Below are 19926 nucleotides of genomic sequence, written 5' to 3' on the forward strand. Positions count from 1 at the left end.
ATAGTCTTACCCGATGGTAATATCTGATTGCCTCTTCTATGATACATTATTGCGTTGACAATTAATCCACCCTGCTTTTTAAGGGGGGCTAGGGGGGATCGAGCTTAACTGAACCGTATTGGGTTAGTAGTTGTCATCTATTAGTCATTAGTTGTTGATTGTTACCAATAACTAATAACTAATAACTAATGACTAATGACTCATGACTAATAATCAATAACTTAAAGATCCAGTTGTTGCTGAGCCAGGTGATAGTAAAGTCCGCGTTCTGCCATCAATTCCTCGTGGTTGCCTTGTTCGGCTAAAATGCCTTTGTCTAGAACCAAAATTCGATCGGCATTACGCACCGTAGACAACCGATGAGCGATGATAAACGCAGTGCGATCGCGGCTAATGCGAGCGAGATTTTGCTGGAACCTGCGCTCAGACTCGGTATCCAGCGAAGAAGTTGCTTCGTCCAAAATCAAAATTCGGGGATCGCCCAACAGAGCGCGGGCGATCGCAATTCGCTGCCGCTGGCCCCCAGACAAACTCGTTCCCCTTTCCCCCACAGGAGTTTGATAACCCAGCGGCATATCTTGAATAAAAGCGTGAGCTTCTGCCAACTTCGCCACTGCTATCGCATCTTCCAAGCTTGCAGAATCAGCATCATTTCCATTTTTGTACAGCGTAATATTTTCCAAAATTGTTCCCGAAAACAAGAAACAATCTTGCGGAACAACACCCAACTGAACTCGCAGCGACTGCAAAGAAATATGCCGAATATCGTGGCCGTCAACAGTCAGCCGCCCCTTTTCTGGATAATAGAAACCTTGCAGCAGCTTCACCAAAGTGCTCTTACCGGAACCGCTGCGGCCGACAATTGCCACAGTTTCTCCAGCTTGCACCTCAAAGCAAAGATTTTGCAGCGTATTGCGTTCCTCATCCCGAGCATAGCGGAAAGAAACATTGTCAAACTTGACGGTTCCCTGAATCCGAGGCAGCACCAGCATTGGCTTGTAAGGGCTTTCTTCAGGATCGGCCGAGAATACATCATCCAAACGCTCGATCGAAACCAGGACTTCTTGAAACTCGTCCCAAAGTCCCACCACTGACAGCACAGGAGAAATCACGCTCCCGATCATCATATTAAAAGCAACAAATTGACCGATCGTCAACTCGTCTTGAATCACCAGCATTGCCCCGTACCACAGCAAAGCCGTGCTGCCCAAAGTATTAATCCCACCCCCGATCACCTGCAAAGAATTCGCCAACTTCTGCCCCCGAAACTTAGCATTAATCATGCAGGTTAATTGGTCTTCCCAGCGCCAGCGCATTTCTCGCTCAGCAGCAGTTGCCTTAATCGTCGCCACCCCAGTAATCATTTCCACCAAAGATGAATTTTGCTTGGCACTTTCGGTAAAAACCTCCCGCGACACTTTTCGCAGAAACGGAGTTGCGACTAAAGTCAAAATCACGATCGGCGGAATCAAAGCCAGCACCAACAAAGCCAGACGCCAGTTATAGTAAACCATCAGTCCGATGTAAACCACAGCCATCAAAGCATCCAACCAAGCAGTAATCGCTTGGCGAGTCAAAAACGCCTGAATTTTTTGATTTTCCTGAACCCGCGTCAAGATGTCGCCCACTTGACGAGATTCAAAGAATTTAATCGGCAAACTGAGAGTGTGACTGATAAAGCCGCTAATTAAAGTCAGGTCAATCCGGTTGGACAAGTAATCCAGCAAATACTGTCTCGTTGCGCCCAACAGCGTTCGCCAAACACTAAACAGCAGCAGTCCGATCGCAAAAACGTGCAGAGTGACTGTGCTTTTGCTGACAACCACTTGGTCGAGAATTACTTGGGTAAATAGGGGAGTAACTAGCCCAAATATTTGGATCGACAAGGAGAGGAGCAGAATTTGGGCGATCGCAGCGCGGTAGGGCCAGACTATGCCAACAAAATTTTTAATTTTGATGCCTTTATGTTCGGCGCTGCGATCGCGCAAATAGAGTTCCGCTGTCGGGTCTAAAATTAAGGCGTACCCAGTCCAATTTTCGGTAAAACTTTTAATGCTCATCCACCGCTTGCCCGCAGCCGGATCGGCAACTAAAACCTGTTGATTTTTAAATCGGTAGACTGCAACGTAGTGATTGCCTTGCCAGTGAGCGATCCAGGGATTTTGATTGCGCAGCGGAGTTAAAGAAGCTCGCACGGGACGAGTTTGAAATCCCATTCTTTCCGCTGCTTTTGCCAAACTCTTGAGCGACGCGCCGCTGCGGCCAATTTCTGCCAGTTCGCGCAAGTAATTCAGGCTGAATTTCTTACCCCAATATTGGCTAATCATGGCTAAGCAGGTAGCTCCGCAATCTGCTGCGCTCTGTTGTTCAATGAATGGGTGTCCGCTGGTCAACCAGCGCCGCCGCTTGGGTTTGGGAAAGCTGATGATTCCGGCTGTCGGTTTTTGCTGCTCGACTGCGGTTAATTTTGACTGCTCGGTTTTTGAGGTTGAGCTGGCATCTTTTTGCAGCGTTACTAAGCTTAAAATCGGAGGTTTGGGGATGATTTTAGCGCGGGGATTGCTGTCGGAAGCAATTGCGGCTTTGACGATTTCCCACTGTTCGGCGCTAAGCTGGTAAATTAGCAGGTCTGTTGCGGCTATCCAGTCGCTCGGTACGTCTGAATGTCCCCAGTTACTGCCAATTATTGGCGGTGTTTGACCTTGAATTTGACCGCTGCGGAGCCAAAAATGATTGGTAGATTTTTGGCAGTGATCGGCGAGGGAAACTCCGGCCGGAATTCGGCTTTCTTCTATGTAAGGAAGTAAGAGCGGCCACAGAAGCTGTTGTTGGTGGGGAGCGAGCGATCGCAAATCTGTTTGCGTCTTGAAAAATATTAATCTGTGGATCTGTTGGAATTCTTGCTGCAAGTGCTGTTGCAGTTGAGGGAATTCCTTTAAAACAAGTTGCAATTTTGCGGCGTTTATGCGAGCGATTTGGCAGATGCCGGCCGCAATCGCCCTGTAAGGCAGTTCGCTTTCAATAAATAGGTTGTCTGTCCCAAATATTGCTCCGATTTCCAGTACCGCCAGCGAAATTTCCTGCTGTTGAGATGCTTCTACCGCTAGCAGCCTGACTCTTCCCTGGCAAACTAAATAAAAATTGCGATCGCTCTGTGCTTTTTCAACTAAATTGTTGGTATTATCCGGTGTTTGATATTGGGTTATTTCATCTCCGAGCTGAAACTCGCAAATTTCACAGGCTGTATTTAATTTTGCAACTAATGTCGGTTCTGCACCGATTTCTTCCAATAGTTTCTCAAGAGCTGGAACAGTCTGGAATGAGGCTTGGGAGCGATCGAAGTAATTCGGTATCCCTAAACTTTTTTTCATAGCTTTCCCTGTTGAATTTTTCTGTCAATTTTCTTGACCGATAACTAACCAGGTTATGTCCAATTTTTGTTTTTTTAGTGCAACCTAGCTGGCTTAAAAATGCTTTTTGAGTTGGGTGGCGAAATCAAACATTTTTTGACAACTTTGGGGATGTCGTAATTCGTTTTTTACAATAAAGTGCGGTTATTGCGTAAGTGTTGTTTTCGCTGGCTCCAATCATAGCTTACCAAACGGCTATAATGGCTACAGTTCAAGGGTCATCTTTACAGAATCTTTATAATTGAGCGGATTATCCCGGATAATTGTGAAGATTGTGTGAAGCAAAGCGGACAAGGCTTCTGCGTTATACGTGAATACACGCAGATGGCTTAATTAAATATTAAATTATTTCAATTCTAGATAATTTGTGCATTCCAGAAGGATTAATGTAAAGAAGTATTGCTAATTTGTAGCAGGAATTACATAAATTAATTCAGAATTGAGCCTGGGTATTTAGCGGGATTTAAGCCAAGAAGTTGGACTCCCGATCAGGGGAAACTAATCGCTGGCGCACCAACGCAAGCAGTGGACTCAGAAACCCGGTTTCTCACAGGTTTGTTTAATCTGGGCGCGTCCGGGACAGTCCGTTTTTTTTTCAGTTCCCGGCGCCAAAAATAGTCAAAATTTCTTCCTTTCGGTAGAAGGCTACTATGCAGAAGGCTATTATGCAAAAGGGTAGAAATGCTAAATTCACCAAATACTTCGATCGCCCACAACTCAGCAAAATAACTATGAACCGCCCCGCACCTGACGCCCTCTCAAATGAGCGACATTGAACGCGCTAACCTCAGCCAGCTAATCGATTACACTTCTATTCGATCGATACCTGAAATTTGGGCGATCGTCAAAGAGCGATTTCCTCAAACCGTCGCCCTCCACGACCCCCACAGCCAGCCCGAAATTAAGCTGACCTACACCGACCTTTACCAGCAAATCCAGCAATTCGCCGCCGGCCTCCAAGCCCTCGGGATCGAACGTAAGACCCAATAGAGATACCTCTTTCATGGCAGTTGCGAAATATCCGTAAGGGACAGAAGCAGAAACCTAAATAGTGATATTTGGGAATCCCCGTGCGTTCACGCCGGGGTGGATGTCATCTCATACCTCTCGATCGGCCCTGCTTCCAATTTTCTTGTAAAATAGATGGAGATGGGGTGGGAAGTCGATGGAGGTAGAGATGAAAATTCAAAAATTAGCTTTTTTGCGCTCGTGAATTAAAGTGGCGTTTTGCACCGACATATTTTTCCAACTTTGTAACAAAATTAAACCCAGATTGTCAACTTAAAAGACAAAAATTAAGAGACAATTGAAATTAAAAAGTACCCTTAATCATGCAAATTACGATCGACCTTCCCGACAATCTCCCCCTGACTGAAGCCGATGTGCGGATAGAATTGGCGATTGCGCTCGATCGGCAATTATATCCTCAGTCTCGATAGATCCGCTCAACTCGCAGCAATAGTCAACTTAAAGGCTGTACCAAAAATTTAATTTTCCGATCAAATATTATCAAGTTGAACGGGCCCACGGCAACGATCTATTTAACACCTCACTGAGTCTCCAACAATCCTGGTGGTGGTTCTATTAGTTCAAGTGATGGTGGTGGTTCCCACTTACAGATAAACTCTGGCTTGAGAGGGCAAGTTTTGGGTGCGATCGGATTTCCGCTGAGGTAGAGCTTTTCGAGGTTAGTCAAAGATGCTAGTGGTTTGATCTCGCTGATTTGATTGTTGTCTAGGTAGAGCTCTCTCAGGTTAGTCAAGGATGCTAGCGGTTTGATGTCGCTGATAGGATTGTTGCTGAGGTGGAGCAAACTCAGTCCAGTCAAGGATGCTAGCGGTTTGATATCGCCAATAGTATTGTTGTCGAGTTTGAGCTGAATCAGGTTAGTCAAAGATGGTAGCGGTTTGATATCGCTGATTTGATTGTTGTCGAGCCAGAGCCAACCCAGTTTAGTCAAAGATGCTAGCGGTTTGATGTCGCTGATTCGATTGTGGCTGAGGTGGAGCCAAATCAGTTTAGTCAAGGATGCTAGCGGTTTGATGTCGCTGATTTCATTGTTACTGAGGCTGATCTCAGTCAGGTTAGTCGTCAAGGATGCTAGCGGTTGGATATCGCCAATAGTATTGTTGTCGAGTTCGATCCGAATCAGATTAGTTAAGGATGCTAGCGGTTGGATATCGCTGATTTGATTCTTGCCGAGGTCGAGCCGAACCAGTTTAGTTAAGGATGTTAGCGGTTTGATATCGCTGATTTGATTGTTGCTGAGACTGAGCTCACTCAGGTTAGTCAAGGATGCTAGCGGTTTGATGTCGCTGATAGGATTGTTGTTGACACGAAGACTCTGAATGTTAGTCAAAGATTGTAAGGGCTTGAGGTCGCTGATTTGATTGTTGCTGAGGCTGAGCTCACTCAGGTTAGTCAAGGATGCTAGCGGTTTGATGTCGCTGATAGGATTGTTGTTGAGGGAGAGCGAAATCAATTTAGTCAAGGATGCTAGCGGTTTGATGTGGCTGATAGGATTGTTGCTGAGGCCGAGCCGTCTCAGGTTAGTCAAGGATGCTAGCGGTTGGATATCGCTGATAGGATTGTTACTGAGGGCGAGTTGTCTCAGGTTAGTCAAGGATGCTAGCGGTTGGATATCGCTGATTTTATTTTCGCCGAGGGAGAGCGTATTCAGTTTAGTCAAGGATGCTAGCGGTTTGATGTCGCTGATTTGATTGAAGTTGAGGTAGAGCCCAGTCAGGTTAGTTAAAGATGCTAGCGGTTGGATATCGCTGATTTGATTCTTGTCGAGGTCGAGTTCGAGTTCTGCGATACTCGAAAATATCTGATTAGCCACATCACAATCAGTAGTCTCTACTTCTTTCAACACCACTTCAACAGTATGTTTAGTTTCAGGACTCAAATCGGCTTTTTGGCGACACCAATCAGCAAATGTTTTGTTTGCCGATCGCGCTTCTACACCATTCACAGGCAGTACATTTCCAGATAATGCGATCGCACTAAAAGCAACTACTATCAACCTTGATAAATTAATCTGTTTCTGTGCAACTATAATTTTCATCATTTTGTATCCCTAATTACCCAAATAAACAACGGCAGGTTTCCAAACTGTCACGAGACTGCCACAAAGCTCTAAAATAACTCTGATATTAAACTTGTACCCAATAACTTTATCTCCCAAAACCCCCGAAAATACCCTATGAACGGTCCAGCATCTTACACATCATCTCAAATGACCGATCGCGATCGCGCCAACCTCAGCCGCCTGATCGATTACACTTCCATTCGATCGATACCTGAAATTTGGGCGATCGTCAAACAGCGATTTCCTCAAACCGTCGCCCTCCACGACCCCCACAGCCAGCCAGAAATCAAGCTGACCTACACCGACCTCTACCAACAAATACAGCAATTCGCCGCCGGCTTGCAGGCCCTCGGCATCGAACCAAATCCAGAAGAACCCATCCCTCTCCGCGTCGCCCTCTTCGCCGACAACAGCCCCCGGTGGCTGATAGCCGACCAAGGTATCATGATGGCCGGGGCCGCCAACGCCGTTCGAGGCGCTACCGCCGACCCCGAAGAACTTTTGTACATCATCCAAGACAGCGGCAGCAGCGCCTTGGTAGTCGAAAACCGGGCATTACTCAAAAAACTGCAACACCGCCTCCCGGATTTGCCCATCCAACTCGTCGTCCTCCTCTCCGATGAAGAACCCGAAGCCAGCCCAACCCTAAACACAGTCAAATTTTCCCAAGTCATGACCACAGGGGCAAACCGCCCCCTCAAACCCTCCAACCATACGCCTCAAACCCTCGCCACCCTCCTCTACACCAGCGGCACCACCGGCAAACCCAAAGGCGTCATGCTGACCCACGGCAACCTGCTGCACCAAATCACCACCTTCGGGACAATTCTCCAGCCCGAAGCCGGCGAATCTGCCCTCAGCATCCTGCCCAGTTGGCACGCCTACGAACGCACTGTCGAATACTTCCTGCTTTCCCAAGGGTGCACCCAAATTTACACCAGCATTCGCTATTTCAAACAAGACTTTAAAGCTTACAAACCCCAGTACATGGTCAGCGTTCCGCGCATCTGGGAATCGATTTACGAGGCAGTACAAAAGCAATTTCGGGAACAGCCTCCCAACAAACAAAAATTGGTGAATTTCCTGTTATCTGCCAGCCAAAAATACATAGAAGCCCGCCGGATTGTCGAAGGATTAACTCTCAATTTACAACCTGCCTCAGTTGCTGAAAAATTCATCGCCCGGATCAAAACCATTCTGTTGTCGCCCGTTTACGCCCTTGCCGAAAAACTCGTTTACCAAAAAGTCCGGGAAGCTACGGGAGGACGTTTTAAGTGGGCAATCAGCGGTGGCGGTTCTTTGGCCGCGCATTTAGACAATTTCTTTGAAATTGCGAATATCGGTTTGTTGGTGGGATACGGTTTGACCGAAACATCCCCGGTTTTAACCGTCCGCCGCCCTTGGCACAACCTCAAAGGTTCAGCAGGACAGCCTATTCCAGGTACGGAAATTAAAATAGTAGACTCGGAGACTCGGCAACAACTGCTTCCGGGCCAGCGCGGCTTGGTATTGGCAAAAGGGCCGCAAATCATGGCGGGCTATTATCTCAATCCCCAAGCTACCTCAAAGGCGACCGACTCGATGGGCTGGTTCGACACCGGCGATTTGGGCTGGCTGACACCGGGAAACGACTTAATCTTGACCGGGCGGGCCAAAGATACGATCGTCCTCAGCAACGGCGAAAACATCGAACCCCAGCCCATAGAAGACGCCTGCGTCCGCAGCCCCTACATCGACCAAATTATGCTAGTAGGTCAAGACCAGAGATCCCTCGGTGCCTTAATTGTCCCCAATGCAGAAGCTGTGCAGAAATGGGCAGAAACTCAGAATCCCCCTTTACACGAAATTGACTGGAATAGCAAGACAATTCAAGATTTATTCCGCAAAGAATTGAACCGAGAGGTGCAAAATCGCCCCGGATACCGCGCGGACGATCGGATCGGCCCGTTCCGGTTGATTCAGGAGCCATTTTCGATGGAAAATGGAATGCTGACCCAGACCCTGAAAATTAAGCGCCCCGTTGTGGCGGAACACTACCGCGATATGATTGACGAGATGTTTTGAAAATATTCACAGGACTTGGGGAATGGAAAAGAAAAAATTATCCCAACACCCGAGTCCCGAGTCCGAGTCCTCAGTCCTGGGCCATTAGTTCATGTTTACTAACTAATGACTAATGCCTAATTCCCAATAGACAAGCAACAACTTTATGGAACCACAATTACTCTTGAAGCGATCGATTAACGTTAAAGTCGTCGTTACTCCCCGCTGGAAAGAAGAAGCTCAACAGCAACTCCAAGCCCAAATCAACCAAATAGATTCTCAGCTACAACAGCTAGAAATGCAAGGGCAGCGGATGGTTTCAGAAATCCAAAAGCAAAACCTGCACCCCCCAGGCCCGCAAGTAATGCAGCAAATAGAAAACATTCAAGTGCAGGTGAATCAAAGAAAAAGCGAACTGCTAGAACAGAAAAACCAAAACCTGCAACAACTCCAGCAAGTGCAGGTGCTAGACCTCGAACAAGAAGTGAGTCAAGGTCAAATTGACGGCACGTTCACTGTGGGGCTGGGAGAAAACTTGATTCAAAAAATGCAAGTAGAAGTTCTCCTCCGCGACGGCATAGTCGAAGAAATTCGAGGTGATATTTAGAAATTAGAAATTGGTAATTGGTAATTGGGAAAAAGGTAATTGGTAGGAAATTTTGAGTCAATAGTCACACATCTTCGGACTAGAGGCTGGCATAATAATAATTACTGCCGGTGGCCGATCGCCAATTATCAATTGCCAAATACCGATCGCCAATTACCAACTCACAAGGACTTTTTACAGATGATTCGCGAAGTTTTCATGCCAGCCCTGAGTTCTACCATGACAGAAGGCAAAATTGTTTCCTGGGTCAAATCCGCCGGAGACAAAGTAGAAAAAGGCGAAACGGTGGTAGTGGTTGAATCCGACAAAGCCGACATGGACGTGGAGTCTTTCTACGAAGGGTATCTAGCAATAATTATCGTACCAGCAGGCGAAGTTGCTCCGGTGGGAGCGGCGATCGCCCTGGTAGCAGAAACAGAAGCCGAAATCGCCGCCGCTCAGCAGCAAGGAGCCGCCGCCCCAACCGCAGCAGCAGCCCCGGCTCCGGCTCCCAGCCCCGCTCCTGTCAGCGCAACAGCATCAGCGGGTTTGCAGCAAAATGTCAGCCGCCAAAACGGCCGCAGCGTCGTTTCTCCCCGCGCTCGCAAGTTAGCCAAAGAGTTTAAAGTAGATTTGAATTCTATCAAAGGCAGCGGGCCCAACGGTCGCATTGTCGCAGAGGATGTGGAAGCAGCAGCCGGGAAAGCCCAACCCGCTCCGGTTCAGCAACCGGTAACAGTCCCCGCAGCACCCGCACCCGCAGCACCAGCACCCGCACCCGCAGCAGCCAAACCCGCACCCGCACCAGTCCCGGCGGTGGCACTTTCGGGCAACAGAGTACCGATGAACGCGCTGCAAAATGCGGTGGTGCGGAATATGGAAGCAAGCTTGAGCGTGCCGTGTTTCCGCGTGGGTTACACAATTACTACTGATAATCTCGACAAACTCTACAAACAAATTAAGTCGAAGGGCGTCACGATGACGGCTATGCTGGCGAAGGCTGTAGCAGTAACTTTACAAAAACATCCTCTGCTGAATGCTTGTTATGTGGAGTCGGGAATTCAACACCGCGCTGATATTAATGTGGCGGTAGCGGTGGCGATGGATGGCGGCGGTTTGATTACGCCGGTGTTGCAAAATGCCGATCGCCTCGATATTTATTCGCTCTCGCGCACTTGGAAGGATTTAGTCGATCGCGCCCGCACCAAGCAGTTGAAACCTGATGAATACAGCACGGGAACTTTTACTCTTTCCAATCTGGGAATGTTTGGAGTAGACAAGTTTGACGCGATTTTGCCGCCGAATCAAGGCTCGATTTTGGCGATCGGCTCTTCGCGGCCGCAAGTCGTGGCCAACGAGGAAGGCTTGATGGGAGTGAAGCGGCAAATGCAGGTGAATATTACTTGCGATCACCGAGTAATTTACGGTGCTGATGCGGCGTCTTTCTTGCAAGATTTAGCGAAATTGATTGAGACAAATCCTCAATCTTTGACGCTTTAATTAGTTAACTGTTGACGGTTGACAGTTGACAGTTAACTGTTGACTGTTGACTGTTGACTGTTGGCAGTTGGCCGTTGGCCGTTGGCAGTTGTCAGTTGTCAGTTGACTCCGAAAGCAGTTGTCACCAATTACCAATGCCCTATGCCCTATGCCCTATGCCCTATGCCCTATGCCCTATGCCCACTCCTTACACCTCATGTTACACCAGAAAGGCTATAATTCTATATCGCTCTAACCCAAAATAAAATCAACGCTTACTTCAAACTCAGGAAAAGCTAGCGGCGCCACCATTTCTCCCCGCTCAAACTTTTGCATTGAAGTATAGCCATTTGCCGTCGGAAAACGGTAAACTTCTAAACAATTAATCTCAAGATCCCACAACCATACTTCTTGAATACCAGCACGAGCATAGTTAGGTACTTTCACATCGCGATCGAAATCAACAGTGCTATCAGAAACCTCAACTAACAACCAAACTTCAGATGGTACTGGATGTGCAGTAGCATAGTAGTCAGCGCGAGGTTGCAGCAATACAATATCCGGTTGAGGTTCGGTGCGTTCAGTTAACTGGATCGGGTCTTGGGCGCCTATAATCGCACGTCTTCTCTCCAAATCGGAGAACACAGCGATCAGGCGCTTTACACAACTTGCATGACGAGTACCAATTGCAGCCATTTGAACAATTTCTCCTTCTATCAATTCTACTCGGTCATCTTCGCTCAAAATGCCAGCCTCACCCATTAGGTGATATTCTTGTACTGTAAATAGCCGTCTTTGCATCTGAACAGACATAACTATTCTCCTTATTCGACAGTTGTCTAAACTTTATCATTGTTGCCAGTAAGATTCAACCTACTGGCTCTATGTTCTGTGCAGCTTCATATTAAATTGGTATAACCACCAATTAATTGCTCGATCGCACCGTCAAGACTTGCGGCGGCGTCGCATCCGGCGGATACAAGAAATCCACCTGCACTAAACGGCGTTCCCCCGGCTTCATATTCACATTCACCAAAGGTTCCCCCTGCTGTCCACGGCGCTGCACGATGTGAATGTAGCGCGTCAAAGTCTTGCCCGTATCATCATTAAACATTACCCGCACCGTACCTCGGAAAAATATCCGATTTTCGGGAGGATCGTAAAACATCAATCCCCCCGATTCTGTATTTGCTTTGATCGGTGTTTGCATTTTAATGCTAACAGATTGGGACTCGCGAGATTTGTTGTAAAGCGGAAAAGTTAAGTTGTATTGAATCCCGTAATTACCGTGAGCAAAATAAGCAGTATCGGGATAGCGAGCTAACATTTTAGCGCTTTGAACTTGACCAGTGCCAAAAGTACCCGTATCAGTAGTGCTCAGAGCGTAAGAAAATGACTCGCCGCGCTTGGGAACAGTTAAATAATCAGTTCTCGGATTGTCAGTAATTCTGGCTTTCCACTCAGAACCTTCAGCTACTCCCGCCACGCGACCGTAAATTTTTTGCACCGGATTTTCGCCTCTAGGAGTTGGAGCCAAATCTCTCGGCCCGGCTAAATCTTTGGTATTTAAAATATTTTCCCACTGTTCTAAAGTCGGATCTTGTTCGACTCCTCCTTGACTTTTAGGAACAAACATTGCTAATGATGCTACATAAACCGAATTGCTGCTCGACATTCGCATCAAGGTCGATCGACCGTTGGAAGAAGGCGTGACATTCCCCACAGGTATCGGCAAATTCATCAGCATTCGGCTCTGATTCGCCGGAATCTCGATCGCCGCCGGCAAAATGGCTTGTCTGTATCCCCGCAGCACATCGCTCGTGATGCGGCTTCCAGGCCCCGCAAACACAGTGCCGAATCGATTTTCTAAATACGACGGCAAATCGACAAACAAAGCATCCGGCCGAGTTAAATAGGTCGCTCCTTGCAATACTTTTAAAGTAACAGGTTCCGAGTTGGGATTGCGGACAATTATTCCTTGAAATAAGGTGCGAGTGTCTTCGCGATTTTTAGCTTTAGCGATGTGGTGGGCGAAGATGTCAAATCGGCCTTTGAAGGCAAAGTTTAAGTGTGCAGAAGGTTGTTGTTTTCCTTCCGGGGGAAATGTGGAGAGCAAAATGCCTTCCGTTTGCACGACTTCGGGGCTGTTGCTGTTGAAAACCGGGATGTTGTCGAGTTGTCCGGGCAAAACGCGCACTTGTTGGGGCACCGTCACAGTGTTCAGCGGGCCCGTTGTCGGAGGTGCTGGCAAATCCAGTTCGTTTTCCGGTATCGAAAATTCTCGCTGGATGATGACTTGTTGGGTCGGAGGTGTCGGGATTGCTTGAGCTAAGGGTAGAATTGGCAAAAACATTGCTGTGAGCGCGTTTAACTGAACTTGCAGAAGATTGCCTGGAAATAGCAACCGACACAAAACTTTACCACAAGTTGGTTAAGGTTTGTAGTAAGGACTTTAGTCCTTTGTGAAAAAACAGAAGTCCTCACGACAATAAATCTGTCAAACTAATGTTTGCAGTCAGGACTTTAGTCCTTTATCAAAAAACAGAAGTCCTCACGACAAATCTGTCAAGCTAAGGTTTGCAGTCAGGACTTTAGTTTTTCCCCCGACTTCGGCAAATTTTAAATGACAATAATTTTAACCAATGACGACGGCATAGACGCTCCGGGCATTCAGGCACTTTTGCAGGCTGTCAGCGACAAGACAATTATGGTAGCTCCTCAAGGGCAATTGTCCGGCTGCGGGCATCAGGTGACGGCTCACAGTCGGATTCATGTCGATCGGCGATCGGAATTTGAGTATGCTGTAGGGGGAACACCGGCAGACTGCGTTCGCATCGCTCTTCATCACGTTTGTGCGAAGCCGGATTTGGTGCTTTCGGGCATTAACGCGGGCGGCAATTTGGGGGTTGACGTGTACATTTCCGGTACGGTTGCTGCTGTGCGGGAAGCAGCAATGCACGGTATTCCGGGCATCGCAATTTCCCACCGGATTAAAAGGCCGCTCGAAATAGACTGGGATGTAGCGACTCGCTGGACATCGCGGGTGTTGGCGGATTTGTTGAAGCGGGAACCAAAGTCTGGGTGTTTCTGGAATGTGAATTTGCCGCATTTAGCGCCGGGAAGTGCGGAACCGGAAATTGTGTTTTGCCGCCCTTCGACTGAGCCGCTGCCGGTGGTTTACCGCCAGGAGGGAGAATACTTTTATTATGCGGGAGAATACGGAGCGCGCGATCGGGCTGCGGGGACTGATGTTGACGTGTGTTTTGGTGGTAATATTGCGGTGACAGAGATATCGCTTTGATCGATTTTGGCGATCGGATCAAACTATATTTTTTGCATTGTTTGCCCAAAAAAGCCTGAAGGGATCGCCTCATCAAAACTTAGGATAGGAAGCAATTTCTCTAGAATCTCAGCGGCTTCAGCCCGCTTGAGTTTCAACTTACAGGTTTGAATTTAGAGCGGAATCTCGATCGCAAATTCTGCTCCTTCTCCCGGTGCAGAAATACAGCTTAACTTACCCCTGTGCTTTTCCACCACAATCGAATAACTAATTGACAATCCCAAACCCGTACCGCTTCCCACCGGCTTCGTCGTAAAAAATGGCTCAAATATCTTATTGATTACCGACTGTTCCATACCCAGACCATTATCAGCAATGCTAATTACCAAATTTTGAGAATCATTAACTAAAGTCCGAATAATAATGGTGGGTTCTTTGTTCCAGTCAGCACAATTTTTCTGTGCATCTCGCAAAGCATCTATCCCATTACTGATAATATTCATAAATACCTGATTTATTGCCGATGCGTAGCACTGGACTAAAGGCAATTCACCATATTGTTTAATCACTTGAATCTCTGGAGCTTCACCATTAGATTTCAGCCGATGCTGCAAAATCAACAAAGTGCTCTCAATTCCCGAATGAATATCTACAGGTTTTATTTCCGCTTCATCGTGGCGGGAGAAGTTTCTGAGAGAATTAACTATTTTGCGAATGCGTTCACTGCCAATTTTGATAGAGTTAAGAATTTTAGGAAGATCGTTTTCTAAAAAAACGAGATCGATTATGGCGGCTTCTGCTTCAATTTCAAATGGTGGCTGCGGATAGTATTTCTGATAAAGGTATAAGAAATTTATTAGAGTTTGGACATAGTCTTGCAGATATTTCAAGTTACCATGAATAAAGTTGACCGGATTATTAATTTCATGGGCAATTCCTGCAACTAACTGGCCTAAACTTGACATCTTCTCTGCTTGAATTAGGTGTGATTGCGTTTCCTGAAGTTCACTCAATGCTTGCTTTAAATGTTGTGCTTGAGTTTGGGATAAATAGGTCAGTTCTTTCTGAACCTCTAGTGATGCTTGAAGCTCATTTTTCTGCTTAGTTAATTCTTCTGTAAGGCTTTGAACTTCCCGAAGAGCTGTTTGGCTAGTTTGTTGCAAAAACAAAAAATCGGGAGTCAGATCGTGGATTGCAAAGTCTTTTAACTTAACCGCTAGTTTCGATAGTAGGCTTGAGTCTGGAATCCACACAGAGCAGATAAACAGGATCACCTCATCGTCTTTCAGAGCGACCATTTGCCCCTTTAATCGTAGAGAGTTATGTCGGGATTCCAGAATAAATAATGATTTGAGTTTTTGCTGAATCGTCAAAAAGTCAAAGGCGATCGCGGGCTGATGAATTTTAAAATGTCGATCTATCTTTTCACCTAATAAGAGTATTTGATGAGTCCGTTGCAGTACCTCGCCAACTTGGACAATCTCCAGATTTTGATTAAATCCTATATGAAATGGAAATATATCGCAAAACATCTGGGGATTCAGTGTATATAGAGGCTTAGTCATGAATCATTTGCAATCTCTTCCGATTTGTACTCAATCCGAAATATGTCATGCTCGAATCCTGCTTCACGGGATTGAGTGTGTGCGATCTCAACTGCTGTCTCGAAGCGATCGCCCAAACCTTTAATTAACCCGACTACCATTGGTGCCAGACCTTCGCGTGTAGAGCGATAATGCAGCTCTATCGCATCTTCGGCAACTTCTGTAGATTCAAAAGATGGTGGTCGCAACTTAGGGAATTGCACCCCAATCCGAGTATGTAAATCATCTAGATTTTCGAGAAATTCGGGTAATGTATCTCCAGCCATATCTAGTATTTCTTGATAACCCGCACTAGCAGTATATTTAACCCAGTATTCGCCAAAATCCTGCATAATTTGTGCGCCAGACAAGCCAAGCACTTCACTAGCAGATTTAACTAGACGATGAGTCAAATCATCAGGATAAGCTTCTAAAATGAGAAATTGCTCGTCTAGGACTTGCGCTTTCTGCTTAATTTTTTCCCAAGTAGCTTCATCAAAATGCTCGCATACCATGTCTTGAATCGCACGATTAATTAAACCATACATTTCAACTGCCTCCACTTATACGGTGATTTACTTTGAGCGAGTAAAAAAAAATGATATAAAGTCAGTTTCTTGACTGTAGAATTTACACCGATCGAAATTTCATGTATCATACCACAATTTTCGGTGCGATAGATAGTTAGTCATCATTTTGTGCCTTTACCTAAATATTTAGTAGACTTAAGTATATCCACTTAAATTAATATAAAATTTTTGTAGGCTGGGTAGAGCGGCCAGAGTTACCTTGGAGGATTTGTTGGGTCACATAGCAGGGAATGTTAACACACAGAAAATTCGCAGGTTCCCCGTCGTTACAGAAGTCTGCGTTCAATATATCAGAGAAGTAACAGTTAATGAACTTACCTTAAAGGCGTGGTTATTACGAGAATGGAAACGCTCCGGGTTGCCGTTGCGACGGGCAAACGATGCTTGCGGAGTGGTGGATGCTGCAACGCCGGAAATACTTCGACCAAGGGCATTTGTGGTATTTCCCTCCGACCGAGATGTTTGAAAAGCTAGTGAACTATGCAAATGAGTATGGTATTCCTCAAGGAAAACCCTACTTTTCGCTGGATGGCGATCGATCTTTAACGAGACAAGAATGGAGTAAGATGCGATCGAAATTTAGATGTCCTCACGGTTTTACCAATGTTTGGGTTCGTCAACCCTTGCGGGGTGATGAAAGAGTTAAAACTATCTCTGGAAAAGCATTACATCTGAACCAAAAACCTCTCGATCTGATGAATGTTATTGTTGAGGCGTCGAGCGATGAAAATGATATTGTATGGGAACCTTTTGGCGGACTTTTTACTGGATCGTTGGCAGCACGTCAACTAAAACGAAAAGCCTTTTCTTGCGAGATCGATCCAGACTATTTCTACTACGGTGTGCAGAGATTTAATCAATAAGTTCATCAATACTCTCTTCTCTAATCTCTAGATGATCTTCTAGGGATTTCTTGATGCTATCTTCTCGAGGAGTCGATAAAAGCTTATTCCATCGACCAACCGCCATACCGGAAACTTCAGTATTGTAGACTCGTCGCTTAAATTACTCAATGCCTGGATGTACAATTCTGTCCATCTTTGCAAAATTAGTATCTAGTCTGTATTCCTACCTTATCCGTAGTTCACGCAGCAGACGCTGGTACTCTCTAGTTGGTTTGTAGACTTTTCCCTTGAGTACCCATGAATCAACTATTTTCTCAGCTTCTAAAAACTCCTCAGCAGAGCCTTGGAATTTATACCCACTGGTGTTTGTCTGTTGCAAATTTGCTGTTCTTTGAGTGGTATCTTCTGGCTCTAAAACAAGGTAATCCGGCGGATTGTGATAGTGGGTATCTCTCGCTACAGCTAAGGATAAACCAGAGACAACGCACACATCAAGAATGCGAGGCTTGCCATAGATGATTTTATCCGGTAGCCAAGCCAGCATAGCAACGTAGGTGCGATCGAACCTAAAGTGATTCTGACTATCCTTGAAACGTGCTGTTAAGCTGTTCCGCATCTAAATTGTATTTTTTGGGCGGGCGAGACGCCCACCCCACAAGACTTTTCTTAAACTTGACTATACAATTTAAATGCACTTCAGCTTATCTCTGTTGCTAATGGGAACCAGGCTTTAATTTCTAATCCTGGCGTTGGTTGAACTATACCCACAAAAATAGTATCTGGAAACCCCGGATATTGCCTCTGCCACGTGCCAAATTCAGCAAACTCATTTTGTTGATTCAAGAATTCAACTGTGTTAAACTCGATTAAATTTCCAACTAAAGGTGAAAGCTTTGAAATAACCTTAGACAGGTTCACCGCTGCATCTACGGTTACAGGCTTAGATATATCTAAAACGTCGAAAATAGGACCCGATAAGTTATCTAGATATTGAGAGGCAAGTCTGATTACATCTTGCGTGTTCATATCTCGCCTTCAGCAGATGATTCAGACATTCCTTGTGCAACTTTCCTGATAATGTCGCAAGGATCTACACCAATTACACGAGCAACTAACAGAAACTCAATTACATCTAATCGCCGTTCACCATTTTCATATTTTGCTACGAAAGATTGTGGCTTTTTAAGAGATTTAGCAACAGATTCCTGAGTTAGTTGCGCCTCTTTACGAGCCGCAATCATACAGCTACGGAAGGTTTCATATTCATGACTAAAAACAGATTTCATTATACTTTAGGTTTAGCACTGCATCTCCCCTAGATATAATAAACCTGTTTTGGTATTATCCGAAAATAGGATATTTATACTTGTTTAAAATGGATAGTAATGACAATTGAGCAAAATTAATCGCAATCGCGAGAGTGGCAGCTATCTCTACTTGCGGCCGTCCGTGCTACCATAATTTTTTTTGTCATCCTTGGGCTTAGCAACACCATCCGGTTGTTTCTTTGGCTTTTTGACTTCTTTGTTGCTTTTTCTCTCTTTTGACATAATCATTCCTCAATTTTTACTCATAATAACATAGATTGAAACATCTGCCTAACTGCCAGTAAAGAAAGTTGTTTCACACAGATATTACTCGCTTTTAGTTTCGTACAATCTGCCGTAAATTATCAACTAAATTTTGCACAAATAGCATCTACCGTTAGGCATATCAATAAATCCCTCAGAGCCGCAATGTCTGAAATTTCTTTTAAGCGGACAGTTTTGAGGTCGCAGTCTTAAACCCTTGGTTTTCCCGAAAGCCTATAGCGTGCCGGGGCCAAGCGTTGCTCTCGTACCGACGATCGCCCTAAAACCCTTATTCTAGGGTTTGCCATCAAAAACTGTCGCTACGCGTTGCAAAAAGAACCAAGTATATTTAGAAATATAAAGTTAAATTTCAGCTTCCTTCAAAGTGCGATCGCATCCGCTCGGTTAGATATAAAATAGTTATAAAGAGTGCGTATTTATAAATAAATTTCTCCTATTAGGAATCTGACCCGTATGGAAGTAACCGAGCTGCTCAAAGACTACGAAAATGGAAACAGAGACTTTGCTGGCGCCGACCTCAGCGGAGCCAACCTCAGCGGAGCGATCTTGGACGGAGTAAACCTTTCGAGGGCTAACCTGTCGGGAGCTAACCTGAGTCGGGCGCATCTCACCAAAGCAGAACTCAACGGCGCAAACCTTTACAGGGCAAATCTGAGTTTTGCCAAAATGGGTCAAGTCAGACTAGCCGACGCAGAACTCACGAAAGCCAATCTCAGCGGAGCTTTCCTCGTCAAAGCAAAACTGCCCAGGGCCAAGTTGAGCGGCGCCCAACTCATAGGTAGCAACCTGCGGAGCGCCATCCTCTGGAACGCTAATTTGTGTACGGCAGACCTGCAATTCATCAACCTGCGGGGCGCGAACCTCACGGGAGCAAACCTCAACTGGGCCAACTGCGGAGGGGCAAAACTCAGCGGTGCAAGGCTTTTTGGCGCTCAACTAACAGGCATCTATCTCAGGAAAGCTTACATCAACGGCATCGACCTGAGCAGGACGGATCTCAATGGCGTCAACCTGAGCGAAGCCAAACTCAACGGGGTCAACTTGGAAGGCTCGAATTTGTTAGCAGCCAATCTCAGCGGCGCTCAGTTGCGGGGCGTCCAGTTGAGGGGAGCAGATTTAACCAGGGCAAATCTGGTGGGAGTTTCTTTGGTGCAGGCAAATCTCGATTGGGCTAGGCTGTGCTATGCAGACTTGAGCGAAGCAGACTTGAGCGGGGCAACATTCATAGGAACCAACTTTGAGGGTGCTCAGTTAGCCGGAGCAACAATGCCCGCATCTGTGAGCCATGATGTCTGCTTCAGTGCGGCGGGTTGTGCCGCAGCTTAGCCAACGGAAAAAATCACGGCGTTGCATCCGAGCCGGCGACTATCGCATTGGTTTAACTTTTGATGCAGACATCATTACTTTTGTGAGAGTGCTGCACCGGC

General features: G+C 46.1%; 17 protein-coding genes. 8 read left to right on the forward strand and 9 right to left on the reverse strand.

Going from position 1 to position 19926, the window contains the following annotated elements; translation table 11 throughout:
- Positions 1–221: 221 nt before the first annotated feature.
- Complete coding sequence (locus QUA02_RS16535; RefSeq protein ID WP_333029273.1) at positions 222–3371, reverse strand: ABC transporter transmembrane domain-containing protein; 3150 nt, start codon at positions 3369–3371, stop codon at positions 222–224.
- Between the two features lie 801 nt (positions 3372–4172).
- On the opposite strand from QUA02_RS16535, the gene QUA02_RS16540 reads away from it, so the two are divergent.
- Positions 4173–4400 (forward strand): hypothetical protein, encoded by a 228-nt coding sequence (locus QUA02_RS16540; protein WP_333029274.1) that lies wholly within the window; start codon positions 4173–4175, stop codon positions 4398–4400.
- Between the two features lie 559 nt (positions 4401–4959).
- Here the strand turns inward: QUA02_RS16540 and QUA02_RS16545 are convergent.
- Positions 4960–6480: a leucine-rich repeat domain-containing protein gene (locus QUA02_RS16545; protein ID WP_333029275.1), complete on the reverse strand. Its 1521-nt coding sequence runs from the start codon at positions 6478–6480 to the stop codon at positions 4960–4962.
- 135 nt (positions 6481–6615) lie between these two features.
- Between QUA02_RS16545 and QUA02_RS16550 the strand changes: the two genes are divergently transcribed.
- The 3 genes from QUA02_RS16550 (at position 6616) to QUA02_RS16560 (ending at position 10630) form a co-directional block, all read left to right on the forward strand.
- Positions 6616–8565: a long-chain fatty acid--CoA ligase gene (locus QUA02_RS16550; protein ID WP_333029276.1), complete on the forward strand. Its 1950-nt coding sequence runs from the start codon at positions 6616–6618 to the stop codon at positions 8563–8565.
- 145 nt (positions 8566–8710) lie between these two features.
- Complete coding sequence (locus tag QUA02_RS16555) at positions 8711–9151, forward strand: YlqD family protein (RefSeq protein WP_172186046.1); 441 nt, start codon at positions 8711–8713, stop codon at positions 9149–9151.
- Positions 9152–9331: 180 nt separating this feature from the next.
- A complete protein-coding gene (locus tag QUA02_RS16560; protein WP_333029328.1) occupies positions 9332–10630 on the forward strand; it encodes a dihydrolipoamide acetyltransferase family protein in 1299 nt (432 codons plus the stop codon).
- A gap of 231 nt (positions 10631–10861) precedes the next feature.
- Here QUA02_RS16560 and QUA02_RS16565 read toward each other — a convergent pair whose 3' ends face one another.
- Together QUA02_RS16565 and QUA02_RS16570 are read right to left on the reverse strand one after the other, a co-directional pair.
- Positions 10862–11422 (reverse strand): Uma2 family endonuclease, encoded by a 561-nt coding sequence (locus QUA02_RS16565; protein ID WP_333029277.1) that lies wholly within the window; start codon positions 11420–11422, stop codon positions 10862–10864.
- 112 nt (positions 11423–11534) lie between these two features.
- On the reverse strand, positions 11535–12962 hold the full coding sequence (locus QUA02_RS16570) for a DUF3370 domain-containing protein (protein WP_333029278.1): 1428 nt from the start codon (positions 12960–12962) through the stop codon (positions 11535–11537).
- Positions 12963–13232: 270 nt separating this feature from the next.
- Here QUA02_RS16570 and surE point away from each other — a divergent pair, with 270 nt between their 5' ends.
- Positions 13233–13910 (forward strand): 5'/3'-nucleotidase SurE, encoded by a 678-nt coding sequence (surE, locus tag QUA02_RS16575; RefSeq protein WP_333029279.1) that lies wholly within the window; start codon positions 13233–13235, stop codon positions 13908–13910.
- A gap of 152 nt (positions 13911–14062) precedes the next feature.
- Here surE and QUA02_RS16580 read toward each other — a convergent pair whose 3' ends face one another.
- Together QUA02_RS16580 and QUA02_RS16585 are read right to left on the reverse strand one after the other, a co-directional pair.
- Entirely contained in the window at positions 14063–15454 is a 1392-nt protein-coding gene (locus QUA02_RS16580) for an ATP-binding protein (RefSeq protein ID WP_333029280.1), read from the reverse strand.
- The gene (locus QUA02_RS16585; protein WP_333029281.1) at positions 15451–16020 is read right to left on the reverse strand and encodes a heme NO-binding domain-containing protein; all 570 of its coding nucleotides are present in this window, start codon (positions 16018–16020) and stop codon (positions 15451–15453) included. The genes QUA02_RS16580 and QUA02_RS16585 overlap by 4 nt, the downstream gene beginning before the upstream one ends.
- 253 nt (positions 16021–16273) lie before the next feature.
- Here QUA02_RS16585 and QUA02_RS16590 point away from each other — a divergent pair, with 253 nt between their 5' ends.
- Entirely contained in the window at positions 16274–16528 is a 255-nt protein-coding gene (locus QUA02_RS16590) for a hypothetical protein (RefSeq protein WP_333029282.1), read from the forward strand.
- A complete protein-coding gene (locus QUA02_RS16595; RefSeq protein WP_333029283.1) occupies positions 16521–16925 on the forward strand; it encodes a DNA methyltransferase in 405 nt (134 codons plus the stop codon). The genes QUA02_RS16590 and QUA02_RS16595 overlap by 8 nt, the downstream gene beginning before the upstream one ends.
- 205 nt (positions 16926–17130) lie before the next feature.
- Here the strand turns inward: QUA02_RS16595 and QUA02_RS16600 are convergent, their stop codons facing one another.
- The 3 genes from QUA02_RS16600 to QUA02_RS16610 form a co-directional block, all read right to left on the reverse strand.
- Positions 17131–17523, reverse strand: a complete 393-nt coding sequence (locus QUA02_RS16600) for a hypothetical protein (protein ID WP_333029284.1) — start codon at positions 17521–17523, stop codon at positions 17131–17133.
- Between the two features lie 80 nt (positions 17524–17603).
- Complete coding sequence (locus tag QUA02_RS16605) at positions 17604–17933, reverse strand: hypothetical protein (RefSeq protein WP_333029285.1); 330 nt, start codon at positions 17931–17933, stop codon at positions 17604–17606.
- A complete protein-coding gene (locus tag QUA02_RS16610; protein WP_333029286.1) occupies positions 17930–18193 on the reverse strand; it encodes a helix-turn-helix domain-containing protein in 264 nt (87 codons plus the stop codon). Before QUA02_RS16610 ends, QUA02_RS16605 begins: the two co-directional genes overlap by 4 nt.
- Positions 18194–18952: 759 nt before the next feature.
- Here QUA02_RS16610 and QUA02_RS16615 point away from each other — a divergent pair.
- Positions 18953–19825, forward strand: a complete 873-nt coding sequence (locus QUA02_RS16615) for a pentapeptide repeat-containing protein (RefSeq protein ID WP_333029287.1) — start codon at positions 18953–18955, stop codon at positions 19823–19825.
- Positions 19826–19926: the final 101 nt, after the last annotated feature.

The organism is Microcoleus pseudofavosus SVA1_A4 (genome assembly GCF_036700565.1).
Lineage (GTDB): Bacteria > Cyanobacteriota > Cyanobacteriia > Cyanobacteriales > Microcoleaceae > Microcoleus.